Source organism: Halomonas korlensis, assembly GCF_900116705.1.
Lineage (GTDB): Bacteria > Pseudomonadota > Gammaproteobacteria > Pseudomonadales > Halomonadaceae > Halomonas > Halomonas korlensis.
In genome coordinates, this window is record NZ_FPBP01000004.1 from 275,711 (window position 1) to 291,073 (window position 15,363).

Sequence of the window (15,363 nt, forward strand, 5' to 3'; positions counted from 1 at the left end):
AGATCGGGCGGCGATGGTAAGCTAGACCATCGTATTTCCGTTCGGATATTGCCATGTCAACGCTGCCTGGCCCCGGGAGCATCGACCGCACGATCATGGACCGCCCAATGGGCCGTCGCATACTTCTCGGCATCAGTGCCGGTATCGCCGCCTACAAGAGCGCAACGCTTGCCCGCCTGCTCAAGCAGTCGGGTGCCGAGGTGCGCGTGGTCATGACCGAGGGCGCCCAGGCGTTCATCACGCCACTGACCCTGCAGGCCTTGACGGGAGAAGCCGTGCGCACCTCCCTGCTCGACCCCGACGCCGAGGCCGGCATGGGGCATATCGAGCTGGCCCGCTGGGCCGATACCATCCTCATCGCGCCAGCTACCGCCGATGTGATGGCGCGCCTGGCCATCGGCATGGCCGATGACCTGCTCACCACCCTATGCCTGGCGAGCGACGCCCACAAGGTGATGGCACCGGCGATGAACCAGGCGATGTGGCGTCAGCCCGCCACGGCCCGCAACGCGGCACGCCTCGAGGCCGACGGCTGGCGCCTGCTCGGACCCTCGAGCGGCGACCAGGCCTGCGGCGACGTGGGCCCGGGGCGCATGATGGAGCCCGAGGCGATCCTTGAGGCGTTGCTCTTCATGGCGCCCGAAGCCGCGCCGGCTCAACCAGAGGCGCCGCGGGAGGCCGAGGGCCTGACCGTCACGATCACCGCCGGCCCCACCCGCGAGCCACTCGACCCGGTGCGCTATCTCTCCAACCACAGCTCCGGCAAGATGGGCTATGCGCTCGCCGCCGCCGCCGCCTCGCTCGGTGCCCGGGTCAGGCTGATCAGCGGGCCGGTCGCGCTGCCCACGCCCGAGGGGGTCGAGCGATTCGACGTGGAGACGGCGCTCGACATGGCCGAGGCGGCCGACCGCCTCGCCAAAGACAGCGACATCTTCATCGGCTGCGCGGCGGTGGCCGACTACCGCGCCGAAGCCGCCGCCGAGCACAAGATCAAGAAGCGCGAGGACGACGAAGGGCTGACCCTGCGCCTGGTCAAGAATCCCGACATCATCGCCTCCGTGGCCTCATTGCCCGAAGCGCAGCGCCCGCTGGTGGTGGGGTTTGCCGCCGAGACCCGCGAGCTCGAGACCTACGCCCGCGACAAGCTGCTGCGCAAGAAGCTCGACATGATCGTCGCCAATGACGTCTCGCGCGCCGGAGGCGGCTTCGGCACCGACGACAATGCCGCTCTGCTGCTATGGCGAGAAGGCCGCTGGCATAACGGCGCGTGGCAGGGCAGCGCCCGTCTGGGCCGCGACGACCTGCCTTCACAACCCAAGTCGCAGCTGGCGCTCAATGTTATCCGACGCGCACTGCATTGCCTCCAGGCAAGGCGCTCCCCCTGACACCCACCACGACCCGGACGATCCGATGCCCAACACCGACCCGCGGCCAGCCGCCCGCCCGCGCCTGGCCATCAAACTGCTCGACCCCCGCATGGCTGACTACCTGCCCCACTACACGACCGACGGCTCCGCCGGCATGGACTTGCGCGCCCTGCTTGACGCCCCGCTGGCGCTTTCGCCAGGCCAGTGCGAGCTGGTGCGCACCGGGCTCGCCATGCACCTCGACGACCCGAACCTCGCCGGCATGATCCTGCCGCGCTCGGGGCTCGGCCATAAGCACGGCATCGTCCTCGGCAACCTGGTGGGCCTGATCGATTCTGACTATCAGGGCGAGCTGATGGTGTCGGTGTGGAATCGCAGCAATCGCGCCTTCACCCTCGAGCCCTTCGAGCGCCTGGCGCAGTACGTCATCGTGCCCGTGGTGCAGGCCGAGCTCGACGTCGTCGACGACTTCGCCAGCAGTGCCCGTGGCGATAATGGCTTCGGCAGCTCGGGAAGACTCTGATGTTTCAAGCCGTCAACACAAGCAGTCAACAGGAAGTGACACCATGACCCAACAACGCCCCCAGAGCGTTCCCGCCTCGATCTTTCGCGCCTACGACATTCGTGGCATCGTCGACGAGACGCTCACCGAGGCAAGCGTCGTGGCGATCGGCCACGCCATCGGCAGCGAAGCCGCCGCCCGTGGCGAATCCACCGTGGTGGTGGCCCGCGACGGCCGCCTGTCGGGTCCTCGCCTGCAGCACGCCCTGACCCGCGGGCTGACCGCGAGCGGTCGCGACGTCGTCGACATCGGCATGGTGCCGACCCCGGTGCTTTATTACGCGACCCATGTGCTCGACGGCACCGCCTCCGGCGTGATGGTCACCGGCAGCCACAATCCGCCCGACTACAACGGCTTCAAGATCGTGCTCGGCGGCGAGACGCTTTCCGGCGAGGCCATCACCGCCCTCTACCAGCGCATCCAGCAGGGCGATCTGCTCGAGGGCCAGGGCAGTGTTCGCCAGGAAGATGTTCGCGAGGCCTACCTGGCGCGCATCCTCGGCGACGTCAGGCTCGCCCGGCCGCTCAAGGCGGTGGTGGACTGCGGCAACGGCGTGGCCGGCGAACTGGGCCCCCAGCTCATCGAACGGCTCGGGGTCGAGACCCTGCCGCTGTTCGCCGAGATCGACGGCACCTTCCCCAACCATCATCCGGACCCCGGCAAGCCCGAGAACCTCAAGGACCTGATCCGCGAGGTGCAGGCGAGCGGCGCCGACATCGGCCTGGCCTTCGACGGCGACGGCGACCGCCTGGGCGTCATCACCCCCAGCGGCAAGCTGATCTACCCCGACCACCTGCTGATGGCCTTCGCCGAGGACATGCTGTCGCGCAACTCCGGCGCCAGGGTGATCTTCGACGTCAAGTGCACCGGCAACCTGACGCGGGTGATCGAGGAGGCCGGCGGCGAGCCCGAGATGTGGCGCACCGGCCATTCGCTGATCAAGGCACGCATGAAGGAAACCGGCGCCCTGCTCGCCGGCGAAATGAGCGGCCACATCTTCTTTCGCGAGCGCTGGTACGGTTTCGACGACGGGCTCTATGGCGCCGCCCGACTGCTAGAAATCCTGTCGAAGCAGGCCGATGATGCCGACACCTTCTTCGCCCGCTACCCCCAGGACCTGAGCACGCCCGAGATCAACATCACCGTCACCGACGAGACCAAGTTCGACCTGGTGGCCAGGCTGGCCCGCGAGGGCGACTTCGGCGACGACGGCATCAAGACCACCCTTGACGGCATTCGCGTCGACTATCCGGACGGCTGGGGCCTGTGTCGCGCCTCCAACACCACGCCGGTGCTGGTGCTGCGCTTCGAAGGCAAGAACGAGGCCGCGCTCGCGCGTGTCCAGCGCCGCTTCGGCGAGGCCCTGTCCCGAGTCGCCCCCGAGATCGTCCTGCCTTTCTGAAGCGGCGTCTCACGCTCCACGATTCATGTTTCACGTTTCATGCCTAACAAGGACTCGCCATGACCGAGCAACAGACGCGCGACCCGCAACTGACCGTCGAAGTGCTTTCCGAGGCGCTGCCCTACATCCAGCGTTTCTCCGGCAAGACGGTGGTGGTGAAATATGGCGGTAATGCCATGACCGAGGATGCCCTGATCGACTCCTTCGCCCGCAACATGGTGTTGATGAAGGAAGTCGGCATCAACCCGGTCGTCGTTCACGGCGGCGGACCGCAGATCGGCGATCTGCTGAAGCGACTCAATATCGAGTCACGCTTCGTCAACGGCATGCGGGTCACCGATGCGGAAACCATGGACGTGGTCGAGATGGTCCTCGGCGGGCTGGTCAACAAGGGCATCGTCAACCTGATCAACCAGTGCGGCGGCAAGGCGATCGGGCTGACCGGCAAGGACGGCGCGCAGATTCGCGCCCGTCAGCTCAAGGTGGAACACCAGAGCCCCGAGATGACCGCCCCGGAGATCATCGATATCGGGCATGTCGGCGAAGTGGAGCACATCTCCACCGAGCTGATCGAGATGCTGGCCGAGCGCGACTTCATCCCGGTGATCGCCCCGATCGGCGTCGATGCCGCCGGCAACAGCTACAACATCAATGCCGACCTGGTGGCCGGCAAGGTGGCCGAGGCGCTCGGCGCCGAGAAACTGATGCTGCTGACCAACGTGGCCGGGTTGATGAACGCCGAGGGCGAGGTGCTGACCGGACTGACCACCGCCCAGGTGGATGCCCTGATCGCCGATGGCAGCATCCATGGCGGCATGCTGCCCAAGATTCGCTGTGCCCTGGACGCCGTGAAGGGCGGGGTGAAGAGCGCCCACATCATCGACGGCCGTGTACCCCACGCCACCTTGCTTGAGATCTTCACCAACGCCGGTGTCGGTACTCTGATTACCGATAACACCCTTGATGCGGAGTCACCTTGAGTCTGACGGCGGCCTCCCATTCTCTTCGTCCGTTCTTTGCGCCTGTTCTTTGCGCCCGGCCGAGGCCGTGATTAGGATGAGGCACCCCCTATAAAAGAAAAGACGCACATGACGCAGGAAAACCCCACCCCCTCGCGCCGCGAGCAGATCTTGCAGGCCCTGGCGCTGATGCTGGAGGAAGACAGTGGCAAGCGTATTACCGTGGCCGCCCTGGCACGCCAGGTCGGCGTCTCGGAGGCCGCGCTGTATCGCCACTTTCCAAGCAAGGCGCGCATGTTCGAAGGGCTCATCGCCTTCATCGAGGAGACGCTCTTCGAGCGTATCAATCGCATCCTCGAGGAGGAAACCGAGGCGATCCCGCGCTGCGGCAGGATACTCACTCTGGTGCTGGCCTTCGCCGAGAAGAACCCGGGGCTGTCGCGGCTGCTCGGCGGCGACGTCCTGACCGGCGAGACCGCTCGCCTGCGACTGCGCATCCACCAGCTCTTCGAGCGACTCGAGACCCAGTTCAAGCAGATCCTGCGAGAAGCGGAGCTGCGCGAGGGGCGTCGCCCTTCCCTGACGGTGTCGGCCGCAGCCAACTTGCTGCTGGCCTATGCCGAGGGGCGGATCTCCCAGTACGTGCGCAGTGATTTTCGCCAACGCCCCACCGCGCATTGGGACGATCAGTGGCAATGGCTCTCGTCTCAGCTGCTGCGTAACGTGCCGCAGCTGGCCTGAGCCTCGTCAATTCACGAACCGCTGACGCAAAAGCCCCGGCCAACGGCCGGGGCTTGATCTCGCGAGACGCTTCCCTAGAGATTCAGGCGACCAAGGCGTCGCCGATCTGGTGGCGAATCTTCTTCATGGCGTTCTTCTCGAGCTGGCGAATACGCTCGGCAGAAATGCCGTAGACGTCGGCCAGATCGTGCAGTGTCGCCTTGTGGTCGCTCAGCCAGCGCCGCTGCAGGATGTCCCGCGAGCGCTCGTCCAGCGATTCCAGCGCGAGCTGGAGGCGCCGCGTGGCGTCGCCTTCCCAGTCGCTGTCCTCGAGCTGAGTCGCCGGATCGCCGGAAGCGTCGTCGAGATAGTGCACCGGGGCCTGGTAGGCGGACTCTTCATCGTCGTTCGGTGCGGCGTCGAAACCGGCATCGTGAGCCGACAGGCGCCCCTCCATCTCGCGCACCACCTCGGGCTTGACGTCGAGGTCCTTGGCAATCGCCTCGACCTCATTGGTGTTCAGCCAGGACAGCCGCTTCTTGGCACCGCGCAGGTTGAAGAACAGCTTGCGCTGGGCCTTGGTCGTGGCGATTTTCACGATGCGCCAGTTGCGCAGCACGAACTCGTGAATCTCGGCCTTGATCCAGTGCACGGCAAAGGACACCAGACGCACCCCCTGGTTGGGGTCGAAGCGCTTGACGGCCTTCATCAATCCCACATTGCCTTCCTGGATCAGGTCGGCCTGCGGCAATCCATAGCCGGAGTAGCTGCGGGCGATATGCACGACGAAACGCAGGTGCGACAGCACCAGGCGACGCGCCGCTTCAAGGTCGCCCTCGTCATGCAGACGGAAGGCCAGGTCTCGCTCCTCGTCGGCGGACAGCATCGGAATGCGGTTGACCGACTGGATGTAGCCGTTGAGGTCACGCCCCGGCGATAACTGGCCCACTGGCAGAAGACTGGTACTCATGTGCAGGATGTCTCCCTCTCGAAGCCCAAATACGAATCCAATCTCAAATACCTGACCTCAGTACGTTGTACGGGTTTCGCGACCTTTGAGGGCGGCAGCCACCAAAGGTTCCGACACGTCAGCGACGATTGACCCATGGGCAGCGCCCTTCGGAGCGGTCGCGTCTGCGCTGGTTTCGCCGACTGGCGGGTGAATTCTTTTACCGTGGCCGTATCTCGGCGAGGTGTCGACTCACCGCGATCCAGGCCCCCAATAAGCCCAATAGTGTACTACAAGCAAGCAATATTGCCGAGCTTGACGGCGTTAATTGGGGCAGACTGAAACTCGCCCCGTAGCTCCTCGCCAGCGCCGCGACGGGCGCCGAGAGCCAGCCACTGCCCAGCGTCAACAGTCCCCAGGCGATCACGCCGCCCCCCAGGCCATACCAGGCCCCACTGTAGAGGAAGGGGCGACGCACGAAGGCGTGGGTGGCGCCGATCAGCGTCACGACCTCGATTTCCTGACGGCGGCTCTCCACCGCCAGGCGAATAGTGTTGCCGACCACCAGCAGCACCCCCGACCCGAACAACACCGCCAGCGCCAGGGCGACGCGGCGCCCCAGCTCGGCCAGGTGGCGCAACCGCTCGATCCAGGCGAGATCCAGGCGCACCTCCTCGACACCGGCAATCGACTCCAGGGTGTCGGCCAACCGCTGCACCGCGTCGAGTGAGGCGTCCGCCGGGGTCACCACGACACTTGCCGGCAGCGGATTGTCCTCGAGGCGTGCCAGGGCGTCATCCAGGCCCAATGAGGCCTGGAACTCGGCCATGCCCTCGGCCGCCGTGATCAGCCGGGTGCCGGCCACGCCGTTCTGGGCGGCCAGGGCCTCGTTAATACGCCTCGCCTCGCCATCGTCGACTGGTGAGGTCAGATAGGCGGTGAGGGTCGCGCTCTCGGTGAGCTCGGCATCGAGCAGCCGGGCGCTGTCCAGCGTCAGCCACAGCGTGGTGGGCAGCACCAGGGCAATGGCAATGGCCAGCATGGTCATCAGGCTGCCAATGGGATGGCGAAGTAGCCGGCGCGCGCTGTCCAGGCTCATGGCGCGGTGATGGCGGGCCCAGCTGCGCAAGCGGTTACTCGAGCGGGCACGCTGGCTCTGCGCGCCCCGGGGCGACGGTCGAGTGGGTTTGGGACTCAAGCCGCCTCCTCGTCGGCCACCAGGCGGCCGTCGCTCAGGCGCAGCACGCGATGGCGCAGCCTTGCGATCAGTGCCAGGTCGTGGCTCGCGACCATTACCGTGGTGCCGATACGGTTGAAGTCCTCGAAGAGCGCCATGATGTCGGCCGAGAGTTGCGGGTCGAGATTGCCGGTAGGCTCGTCGGCCAGCAGCAGCGCCGGGGTGCTCACTACGGCCCGGGCAATGCCCACACGCTGTTGCTCACCGCTGGAAAGCTCGATGGGCAACGCCTTCTCGCGATGCAACAGCCCCACCTTGTCAAGCGACGCCCGTACCCTACGTGCGGCCTCGCGGGGCTCGATGCCCTGGATCTCCAGCGGCAGCGCGACGTTGTGGTAGATGGAGCGATCGAAGAGCAGCTGGTGGTCCTGGAAGACCACGCCGATCTGGCGGCGGTAGAACGGGACCTGGCTATGATGCAGGCGATCGATATCGTGGCCGGCCACCATCACGCGGCCGCGGCTCGGCCGCTCGAGCCGCATGACCAGGCGCAGCAGCGAACTCTTGCCGGCGCCGGAATGGCCGGTAAGAAACACCATCTCGCCACGGCGCACACGAAAATCGATGTTGGCGAGCGCCTCGAAGCGGCCTCCGTAGCGCTTGCCGACATGCTCGAAGGCAATCATCCGTCGGCGTCTGCCCTTTCCCGGTCGAACAGGGCGTCGACGAATTCGGCCGCCACGAAGGGGCGCAGGTCGTCCAGCGACTCGCCGACCCCGATGAAGCGGATCGGCGTGCCGAGCTGCTTGGCCAGGGCGAAGATGATGCCGCCCTTGGCGGTACCGTCGAGCTTGGTCAGGGTGATGCCGGTGATCGGCACCGCCTCGTTGAAGGTGCTGGCCTGGGAGATCGCGTTCTGCCCGGTGCCGGCATCGAGCACCAGCATCACCTCGTGGGGCGCAGTGTCGTCGAGCTTGCCCATGACTCGGTGGACCTTCTTGAGCTCCTCCATCAGGTGCGCCTTGTTGTGCAGGCGACCGGCGGTGTCGGCGATCAGCACATCGATCTTGCGCGCCTTGGCGGCGGCCACGGCGTCGAAGACCACCGAGGCACTGTCGGCCCCGGTGTGCTGGGCAATCACCGGCACGCTGTTGCGCTCGCCCCATACCTGAAGCTGCTCGACGGCGGCGGCGCGGAAGGTGTCGCCGGCCGCCAGCATCACGCTGCGGCCCTCTCGCTGGAAGCGCTGGGTCAGCTTGCCGATGGTGGTGGTCTTGCCTACCCCGTTGACACCCACGACCAGGATGACGAAAGGCCCGCTTCCTTTTGGGGGCAGGACGAGCGGCCGGGTGACCGGCTCGAGCATGACGGCAAGCTCCTCCTGCAGCGCGCGGTAGAGGGCCTGCGGCTCCTTGAGCTCCTTGCGCGACACGCGGTCGGTGAGGCGATCGATGATCTCGGTGGTGGCCTCGATCCCCACGTCGGCCATCAATAGCTGGGTCTCCAGCTCCTCCATGAGATCATCGTCGATCTGCTTGCTGCCGAGAAATATCCCGGCCACGCCCTCGGTGAAGCTCGCCCGGGTCTTGCCGAGGCCTGCCCGCATGCGCGAGAACCAGCCGGTCTTTTCCTTTCCGGCCGTATCTTTTCCCACCTTGTCCTTTCCGGCCGTGCCGCTGCCCACCGGCTTGTCCTGGAGCGCGGCCTTGGTAGATTCCTCGACGGGCGGAGCGGGTGGCTGCAGCGTATTGTCGCTTGCCGGATCAAGCGCGGTATCGGGCCGGGACTCGGCCGGCGCCTCGACAGAGGATTCTGTAAGGGCCTCGACAGAGGGTTCGGGAGTCGGTGCCAGAACCTCGTCTTCGGCCTCCGGCTGGCGTGGCTCGCCGGGTTCACCGGCCTCGGCGGTCGCGTCATCGACGGTGTCGCCGGCATCATCCGGTAACGCCTCGCTCTCGGCTGGGTCCGGTGTCTGGGAGCTATCCTTGGGCTTCTTGCGCTTGAAAAAACCGAGCATGGAATGATTCAACCTCGCGGGTGAACGGATCGTCACATCCTACCACTGCGCACCATGACTGTGGACAATCCACCGGTTACAATCCCCGGTCATGACACCACGCCGCTCTCCTTCCCGCCGCTCCAGGCGCTCGCCAACTGCCGGCGGTGGCACGTTACGCCTGATCGGCGGTGACTATCGTCGACGGCGGCTACCGGTGCTCGACAGTCCCGGGCTTCGCCCCACGCCCGACCGGGTCCGCGAGACGCTGTTCAACTGGCTGGCCACACTGACGCCGGGCGCCCGCGTGCTGGACCTGTTCGCGGGCACCGGCGCCCTGGGCCTCGAGGCGCTTTCACGGGGGTCCAGCGAGGCGTGCTTCGTCGAGCGCGACCCGCAAGTGGCAAGGCAACTTGCCGACAACCTGGCTACCCTGGGAGCCGAGCCGCGCGGCCGTGTGGTGACCGGCGACGCCTTGGCCTTCCTCGAGGGCGAGCCCCACCCCTATTCGCTGGTGTTTCTCGACCCGCCCTTCCACCACGGGCTCGCCGCCGCCTGCTGCGCGGCGCTGGAGCCAGGCTGGCTTGGCGAGGAAGCTTTTATCTATGTAGAAACCGAGGCGGCACTCGAGCCCGAGGTACCGGCCCAGTGGCAGCTGCATCGGGAAGTGCGCGCCGGCGATAGTCGTGGCCGCCTCTATCGACGCCGGACCGAAGCAAATGCCGCCAGACGGGTCGCTGGATAGCAACGCTTGCTGAGCCCCGGCCGCGGCGTTACGCTGCGCGCTGATTATTGCCATGCGGGCCGCGATCGGGCCCCTTACAGGAGAACAGGATGAGCATCGAACTTTTCAACCAGCTCGAACAGAAGGTCTCCAGCGCTGTCGAGGCACTCGAGCTCTTGAAGATGGAAGCCGAGGAATTGCGCGAGGAAAACGCCCGCCTTAAGCAGGAGCGTGAGGAGTGGGAACGCCGGCTGACCGCTGTCCTGGGGAAGTTCGACGAGATCGACATCGAGAGCAGCCAGACCGCTTCCTGATCACGGGACACTCCCCGCTCAGCCCAGCGGGAGCGACATGAGCACCGCGTCCTCCCGCGCCGCCCCGGCTCCCTGGGGAGGGTAATAGCGTCGCCTGCGGCCATCCTGAACGAAGCCCAGCCGACGATACAGCGTCAGCGCGGCGGCGTTGCCGGCCCTGACCTCCAGCAACAGCCGCTCGCACTCCCAGCCGCGCGCTTGCGCGACCACCGCCTCCAGCAGGCAGCGCGCCACTCCCTGGCGACGGTGCGACTCAGCCACCCGGATTGCCTGCAGTTCGGCCTCGAAGGGCAACCTTGCGACTGCGGCATAGCCGATCAATCCATCGCTGCTGCCAATGCCTAGAACGCACTTATCAGCCTCTGTCAGCTCACGGGTCAGGACGATGCGCGATCGCGTCGGCTCCAGCACCACCAGGGCCTCCAGCCGGTCGAGTCCCAGGCAGTCAATGGCGCTTGCATCAAGCATCGCCGCCCTCATGTCCCGCGTCTTGACCAGCCTCTCGAACCTCCTCCGGCTCACCGCACCAAGCCGCCCGCCAGCCGACCATCTGCGACCAGAGCGCACGCTTGGCCTCGGCGCTCGCCCCCAGCTCACTCAGCGACGGCCCCTGCCAGGCAGGCAGGCCAAGGGTCGGGCAATGGCCGTCGGCCAGGGCGAGAATCGCGTCCAGATCCGCGTCGTGGCCAAACAGCAGCACCCTTTCGGGGACCCAGCCCCGCCGGCGACGGCCATCCAGGAATGCCTGAAAGCCTTGACGGGCCTCGTCAAGCGGCGCCTCCACCGGCAACCCTTCCATCTGCGGCCAGTGATAAGCCTCGAAATGCGGAAATTGCGCGGGGATCACACCGGCCGCCTGCAACAGATTGGCCAGCAGGCGCGCCTGCTCGGCGCGCGGGGCGGCGCGCTCTGTCAGGATCACCAACCAACGACCATCGAGACAGGCGACCTGAACGGTGAAGCGTAATGTCTTTCCGGCGGCTGGGGCTGTGTCGGAGACTGCCTCGAGTTCTGTAGATGTCGATTCGCGCGCGTCGTCGGGCGGCTCGCCCAGCAGCGCCCGAGCCTTGCCGCGCGAAACGGGCCGCAGATGGCGCTCGGGTCTCGCCATCTCGGGGGCGGATGACGTCGGCGGAGACGGTGGCCTTGCCGCCTCGTCGAGCAGTGCGTGAAGCCGTTCATGCGGAGGCTCGGTCGCCACTGGAGCCGGCGTCTCCCATTCGCAGACCGGCGTCGGCCGAGCATTGGGCAAACGGTAGCGGGCCACCCACGCCGTCACGCCCATGGCCTCCAGGTACTGAAGGCGCTGGGGATCTGGGCTCACGACGCGCCGCCACCCCGGCAGTTCGGCGAGTTGGGCCGGGCCTCGCCGCGGGCTGCCCACTCCGCTGCCGTATAGGGGTGCAAGGCCAGTGCATGCACCGGGCCTGCCAGTTCGTCGGCCAACAAGGCGTAGATCTGCTGGTGACGCTTGACGGGCATCATGCCCTCGAAACGGCTCGAGACCAGCGTCACCTTGAAGTGAGTCTCGGAATTCGCGGGCACGTTATGCCGATGACTCTCGTTCTCCACCGTCATGAAGGTGGGCTCGAGGGCCTGGAGCTTGTCTTCGATAATGGCCTGTATGCGCATGTTGGCTCCTCGATGAATGATAGGGGGTTCATTGTAACGCCTTGGCGGCGATTCGCTCAGTCGCAACGCGGCACGCCGGAACGACCCACCTCGCGACGCTGCCTGGCCTGGGCCTCACCGGCCAGCGTCACGCGACCGAGACTGGCCACGAGCGCCAACAGACAAGCGGCACACCCGGCCCAGAGCGTGGCCTGCACGGGCGCGTTGGCGGCAAGAAAGGCCCCCACCAGGGCGACCCCCAGCGACTGACCCACGGTACGGGTGGTGCTCATCACCCCGGAGGCGCTGGAGCTGAACTGCCAAGGCACGCTGGCCATCATCTCGCGGTTGTTGGGCGGCTGAAAGAGCCCGAAGCCCAGGCCACACAGTCCCGTGCGCCACAGACCATCGATCACCTTCGCCTCGGCGTCGAGCAACGCCAGCGACGCCAGCCCGATGAACAGCAGTACCAGCCCGGCACACGACAACAGGCTGGGGTTGACCCGATCGGCCAGCCGCCCGGCCAGCGGCCCTACCAGCATGATCGCCAGCGGCCAGGGCGTAAACAGCCAGGCCGTTTGCAGCGGTGTGAAGCCCATTTCCTGCTGATAGAGAAACGACAGGGCGACGAAGGTAAGCCCCTGCCCGATGAAGGCCAGCCCCGAGGCCGAGACCGCCAGGCTGAAGCGCCGCTCGGCGAACAGCGAGAGCGGTAGCAAAGGGTGCGTGGCACGACGCTGACGTCTCACGAAGCATAGCCCGGCCAGCAGGCTGGCCGTCAGCCAGGCGAGCGTCTGCCAGAGCGGCGCGCCATACCCAATGCCGTCCATACCGACGAACAAGGCGCCAAGCGTGGCTATCGACAGCAGCGCCCCCCAGCCATCGAAGCCACCTTGCCGCCCGGGCTCTCTCGGCAAGGCGCGCCACGCCAGCATCAGCGCGAAGACCCCCAGCGGCAGATGCAGGACGAACAGCCACGGCCAGCTGGCCACGGAAAGTACCAGGCCACCGATCGTCGGCCCCGCCGCATAGCCTCCGGCGACAACCAGGGCGCTCAGACCCAGGGCCGAGCCCAGCAATCTCGAGGGGAAGATCGAACGATAGAGCGAGGGCCCGATCGACAGCGTGGCCGCCGCGCCGAGCCCTTGAAGGGCTCGGAATGCCAGCAGCATATTCAACTCACGCGACAACGCAGCGCCCAAGGATGCCAGCACGAACAGCGCCAGACCCGCCACGTAGAGACGCCGACGGCTGATCAGCTCGCTGACCGCGGCGAACACCAGCAGGAAGGCGGCGCAGACGATCTGGAAGAGGTTGGTCACCCACACCGAACGCGCCGAGGAGATCGCCAGGTCATCGGCGATCGACGGCAGTGCCAGGTTGATCATGGTGGTGTCCACCACCGCCATCAGGGTGCCGAGAATCAGCGCCAGTACCGCCAGGCGGCGCTGGGGCGCCGGCAGGCCGTCATCGCCAGGGCGTGTCTCGAAGAGTCGGCTCATGTGTCAGGCGTCCATCGTGAAGAAACCGGCCGAAGCCGGTTTCTTAAAGCGGGGCGTTACCGGCGACGGTCAACCCCGGTCGGCTTCCAGCAGCAGCGCATCGTCCACTTCGGATATCTCGAGGGGCGCTTCGTCATCCAGGTCGATGGCCAGGTAGCTGTGCTCGATCTGCAGGAAACGCTGGAAGAGCGACCAGTCCAGGCGCTCTGGCCATTGGCGCTCGTCTTCTTCCCAGGCGCGCAGTTCGGTCTCGAGGATCGCGGCATAGCGCTCGTGGACGAAGGCTTCAAGCGCCTCGGGCGTGTCCATCTCGGGGATCAGGTAGACGGTGCTTTCGCGTTCGACATCGTCCAGGGTCAGATCGTCGTCCCCCATCGTGGGCTCGAGCTGATTGATCCAGTCCACAAAATGCCGGGTCGGTCTGACGCTCAGGGCGGAGCGGTTGAGCAGTTTCATCACGGTCTCCTCGACATCGAAACGCCGATCAGTATGGTCGCTTGGCAGGCCGCTTACCAATTTATTCCGGTTATTCCGGCCGCATGGCGGGGAACAGCAGCACGTCGCGGATCGAGGCGCTATCGGTGAACAGCATCACCAGCCGGTCGATGCCGATCCCTTCGCCAGCCGTGGGCGGCAGGCCGACCTCCAGGGCGCGGATATAATCGGCATCGTAGTACATCGCCTCCAGGTCGCCGGCTTCCTTGTCCGCCGCCTGCGCTCGGAATCGCTCGGCCTGATCCTCGGCATCGTTGAGCTCCGAGAAGCCATTGGCGATCTCGCGGCCGCCGACGAAGAACTCGAACCGCTCGGTGACGAAGGGGTCGCTATCCTGGCGCCGCGCCAGCGGGCTGACCTCGGTAGGGTAGTCGGTGATGAAGGTCGGGGCCTGCAGGCGATGCTCGACGGTCTTCTCGAAGATCTCGATCTGGATCTTGCCGAGCCCCCAGCCGTCCTTGACGTCGATGTCCAGGCGCTCGGCGATCTGGCGCGCGGCGGACGCATCGGCCAGCGCCTCGGCGTGGATGTCCGGATTGTATTTCAGGATGGCGTCGAACACGCTGATCCGCTCGAGCGGCTGACCGAAATCGTAGGCATAGGTTTCCAGCACCTCCCCTTCGGCGTTGCGCACGGTATTGACCACGGTGGTGGTACCGAGCACCTTCTGGGCCACGCTGCGCAGCATCTGCTCGGTGAGGTCCATCAGGTCATGATGGTTGGCATGGGCCTGATAGAACTCGATCATGGTGAACTCGGGGTTGTGCCGAGTGGAGAGGCCTTCGTTGCGGAAGTTACGGTTGATCTCGAAGACCCGCTCGAAGCCGCCCACCACCAGGCGCTTGAGATACAGCTCCGGCGCGATGCGCAGGTACATGTCGATGTCCAGCGCATTGTGGTGGGTGACGAAGGGACGCGCCGTGGCGCCGCCGGGAATCGGCTGCAGCATGGGCGTTTCTACTTCCATGAAGCCGCGATCCTCGAAGAAGCGGCGCATGGCGCTGATCACTCCGGCGCGGGTCTCGAAGACCTTGCGCGAGTCCGGGTTCATGATCAGGTCGACGTAGCGCTGGCGATAGCGGGCCTCCATGTCGGTGAGGCCGTGGAACTTGTCGGGCAGCGGGCGCAGGCTCTTGGTGAGCAGCGTCGCCTCCGCCATCTTCACGTAGAGATCGCCCTTGCCGGACTTATGCACCGGCCCGCGCGCCGCAACGATATCGCCGATATCCCAGCTCTTGATGTCCTCAAGCACCTCGGCCGGCAGGCCCTGCTTGTCGACGTAGAGCTGGATCGTCCCCGACGGATCCTGGATGACGATGAAGGGCCCACGCTTGCGCATGATGCGCCCGGACACGGCGGCCTGGCGGTCACGCGCTTCCAGCTCGGCCTTGTCCATCTCGCCGAGCTCGTCGATCAGCTCGGCGGCCAGGCTGTCGCGGCGAAAGTCGTTGGGAAACGCGCTCTTGCCGGTGGCGACTGCACGCTCGCGGCGCGCCGCGAGCTTTTCGCGACGCTCGGCGATCAGGCGATTCTCGTCGGCCTGGGGGCCGGTCTGGGAAGAGCGTTGGTCGGCCATTGCGCTACC

At 66.2% G+C, this 15,363-nt stretch carries 17 protein-coding genes; 7 read left to right on the forward strand and 10 right to left on the reverse strand.

Going from position 1 to position 15,363, the window contains the following annotated elements; all coding sequences use genetic code 11:
• Nucleotides 1–53 precede the first annotated feature (53 nt).
• The 5 genes from coaBC (at nucleotide 54) to slmA (ending at nucleotide 5,031) form a co-directional block, all read left to right on the forward strand.
• Nucleotides 54–1,385 (forward strand): bifunctional phosphopantothenoylcysteine decarboxylase/phosphopantothenate--cysteine ligase CoaBC, encoded by a 1,332-nt coding sequence (gene coaBC, locus BM341_RS07915; RefSeq protein WP_245784212.1) that lies wholly within the window; start codon nucleotides 54–56, stop codon nucleotides 1,383–1,385.
• A gap of 25 nt (nucleotides 1,386–1,410) precedes the next feature.
• Nucleotides 1,411–1,890 carry a dUTP diphosphatase gene (gene dut, locus BM341_RS07920; RefSeq protein ID WP_089794651.1) on the forward strand — a complete coding sequence of 160 codons (480 nt, stop codon included), beginning with the start codon at nucleotides 1,411–1,413 and terminating at the stop codon, nucleotides 1,888–1,890.
• Nucleotides 1,891–1,933: 43 nt separating this feature from the next.
• Nucleotides 1,934–3,331 (forward strand): phosphomannomutase/phosphoglucomutase, encoded by a 1,398-nt coding sequence (locus tag BM341_RS07925; RefSeq protein WP_089794654.1) that lies wholly within the window; start codon nucleotides 1,934–1,936, stop codon nucleotides 3,329–3,331.
• A gap of 59 nt (nucleotides 3,332–3,390) precedes the next feature.
• On the forward strand, nucleotides 3,391–4,311 hold the full coding sequence (argB, locus tag BM341_RS07930; protein ID WP_089794656.1) for an acetylglutamate kinase: 921 nt from the start codon (nucleotides 3,391–3,393) through the stop codon (nucleotides 4,309–4,311).
• 108 nt (nucleotides 4,312–4,419) lie between these two features.
• Nucleotides 4,420–5,031 carry a nucleoid occlusion factor SlmA gene (gene slmA / locus BM341_RS07935; protein WP_089794658.1) on the forward strand — a complete coding sequence of 204 codons (612 nt, stop codon included), beginning with the start codon at nucleotides 4,420–4,422 and terminating at the stop codon, nucleotides 5,029–5,031.
• Nucleotides 5,032–5,113: 82 nt separating this feature from the next.
• Here the strand turns inward: slmA and rpoH are convergent, their stop codons facing one another.
• The 4 genes from rpoH to ftsY form a co-directional block, all read right to left on the reverse strand.
• The gene (gene rpoH / locus BM341_RS07940; protein ID WP_089794660.1) at nucleotides 5,114–5,980 is read right to left on the reverse strand and encodes an RNA polymerase sigma factor RpoH; all 867 of its coding nucleotides are present in this window, start codon (nucleotides 5,978–5,980) and stop codon (nucleotides 5,114–5,116) included.
• 199 nt (nucleotides 5,981–6,179) lie between these two features.
• Nucleotides 6,180–7,157 carry a permease-like cell division protein FtsX gene (ftsX, locus tag BM341_RS07945; protein ID WP_245784213.1) on the reverse strand — a complete coding sequence of 326 codons (978 nt, stop codon included), beginning with the start codon at nucleotides 7,155–7,157 and terminating at the stop codon, nucleotides 6,180–6,182.
• Entirely contained in the window at nucleotides 7,154–7,822 is a 669-nt protein-coding gene (gene ftsE / locus BM341_RS07950; protein ID WP_089794662.1) for a cell division ATP-binding protein FtsE, read from the reverse strand. Before ftsE ends, ftsX begins: the two co-directional genes overlap by 4 nt.
• Entirely contained in the window at nucleotides 7,819–9,153 is a 1,335-nt protein-coding gene (gene ftsY / locus BM341_RS07955) for a signal recognition particle-docking protein FtsY (protein ID WP_089794664.1), read from the reverse strand. Before ftsY ends, ftsE begins: the two co-directional genes overlap by 4 nt.
• Before the next feature lie 91 nt (nucleotides 9,154–9,244).
• Between ftsY and rsmD the strand changes: the two genes are divergently transcribed.
• Nucleotides 9,245–9,877 (forward strand): 16S rRNA (guanine(966)-N(2))-methyltransferase RsmD, encoded by a 633-nt coding sequence (rsmD, locus tag BM341_RS07960; RefSeq protein WP_089794665.1) that lies wholly within the window; start codon nucleotides 9,245–9,247, stop codon nucleotides 9,875–9,877.
• 89 nt (nucleotides 9,878–9,966) lie between these two features.
• Nucleotides 9,967–10,170: a cell division protein ZapB gene (locus tag BM341_RS07965; RefSeq protein ID WP_089794667.1), complete on the forward strand. Its 204-nt coding sequence runs from the start codon at nucleotides 9,967–9,969 to the stop codon at nucleotides 10,168–10,170.
• Nucleotides 10,171–10,188: 18 nt separating this feature from the next.
• Here the strand turns inward: BM341_RS07965 and BM341_RS07970 are convergent, their stop codons facing one another.
• The 6 genes from BM341_RS07970 to lysS all read right to left on the reverse strand — a co-directional run bounded on the left by BM341_RS07970 (nucleotide 10,189) and on the right by lysS (nucleotide 15,354).
• Nucleotides 10,189–10,638 (reverse strand): GNAT family N-acetyltransferase, encoded by a 450-nt coding sequence (locus tag BM341_RS07970; protein ID WP_175507826.1) that lies wholly within the window; start codon nucleotides 10,636–10,638, stop codon nucleotides 10,189–10,191.
• On the reverse strand, nucleotides 10,631–11,494 hold the full coding sequence (locus tag BM341_RS07975) for a hypothetical protein (RefSeq protein WP_139232985.1): 864 nt from the start codon (nucleotides 11,492–11,494) through the stop codon (nucleotides 10,631–10,633). Before BM341_RS07975 ends, BM341_RS07970 begins: the two co-directional genes overlap by 8 nt.
• A complete protein-coding gene (locus tag BM341_RS07980; RefSeq protein WP_089794673.1) occupies nucleotides 11,491–11,802 on the reverse strand; it encodes a BolA family protein in 312 nt (103 codons plus the stop codon). Before BM341_RS07980 ends, BM341_RS07975 begins: the two co-directional genes overlap by 4 nt.
• 56 nt (nucleotides 11,803–11,858) lie before the next feature.
• Entirely contained in the window at nucleotides 11,859–13,283 is a 1,425-nt protein-coding gene (locus BM341_RS07985; RefSeq protein WP_089794675.1) for an MFS transporter, read from the reverse strand.
• 69 nt (nucleotides 13,284–13,352) lie between these two features.
• Nucleotides 13,353–13,739 (reverse strand): hypothetical protein, encoded by a 387-nt coding sequence (locus tag BM341_RS07990; RefSeq protein WP_089794677.1) that lies wholly within the window; start codon nucleotides 13,737–13,739, stop codon nucleotides 13,353–13,355.
• A gap of 70 nt (nucleotides 13,740–13,809) precedes the next feature.
• Nucleotides 13,810–15,354, reverse strand: a complete 1,545-nt coding sequence (gene lysS / locus BM341_RS07995; RefSeq protein WP_089794679.1) for a lysine--tRNA ligase — start codon at nucleotides 15,352–15,354, stop codon at nucleotides 13,810–13,812.
• Between the last annotated feature and the right edge of the window lie 9 nt (nucleotides 15,355–15,363).

Coding starts and splice junctions, on each gene's coding strand:
- ftsE (WP_089794662.1), bottom strand. CDS start 7,822: ATGATTGCCTTCGAGCATGTCGGCAAGCGCTACGGAGGCCGCTTCGAG.
- slmA (WP_089794658.1), top strand. CDS start 4,420: ATGACGCAGGAAAACCCCACCCCCTCGCGCCGCGAGCAGATCTTGCAG.
- BM341_RS07980 (WP_089794673.1), bottom strand. CDS start 11,802: ATGCGCATACAGGCCATTATCGAAGACAAGCTCCAGGCCCTCGAGCCC.
- BM341_RS07925 (WP_089794654.1), top strand. CDS start 1,934: ATGACCCAACAACGCCCCCAGAGCGTTCCCGCCTCGATCTTTCGCGCC.
- dut (WP_089794651.1), top strand. CDS start 1,411: ATGCCCAACACCGACCCGCGGCCAGCCGCCCGCCCGCGCCTGGCCATC.
- rpoH (WP_089794660.1), bottom strand. CDS start 5,980: ATGAGTACCAGTCTTCTGCCAGTGGGCCAGTTATCGCCGGGGCGTGAC.
- coaBC (WP_245784212.1), top strand. CDS start 54: ATGTCAACGCTGCCTGGCCCCGGGAGCATCGACCGCACGATCATGGAC.
- BM341_RS07985 (WP_089794675.1), bottom strand. CDS start 13,283: ATGAGCCGACTCTTCGAGACACGCCCTGGCGATGACGGCCTGCCGGCG.
- BM341_RS07990 (WP_089794677.1), bottom strand. CDS start 13,739: ATGAAACTGCTCAACCGCTCCGCCCTGAGCGTCAGACCGACCCGGCAT.
- ftsY (WP_089794664.1), bottom strand. CDS start 9,153: ATGCTCGGTTTTTTCAAGCGCAAGAAGCCCAAGGATAGCTCCCAGACA.
- lysS (WP_089794679.1), bottom strand. CDS start 15,354: ATGGCCGACCAACGCTCTTCCCAGACCGGCCCCCAGGCCGACGAGAAT.
- rsmD (WP_089794665.1), top strand. CDS start 9,245: ATGACACCACGCCGCTCTCCTTCCCGCCGCTCCAGGCGCTCGCCAACT.
- BM341_RS07965 (WP_089794667.1), top strand. CDS start 9,967: ATGAGCATCGAACTTTTCAACCAGCTCGAACAGAAGGTCTCCAGCGCT.
- argB (WP_089794656.1), top strand. CDS start 3,391: ATGACCGAGCAACAGACGCGCGACCCGCAACTGACCGTCGAAGTGCTT.
- BM341_RS07970 (WP_175507826.1), bottom strand. CDS start 10,638: ATGCTTGATGCAAGCGCCATTGACTGCCTGGGACTCGACCGGCTGGAG.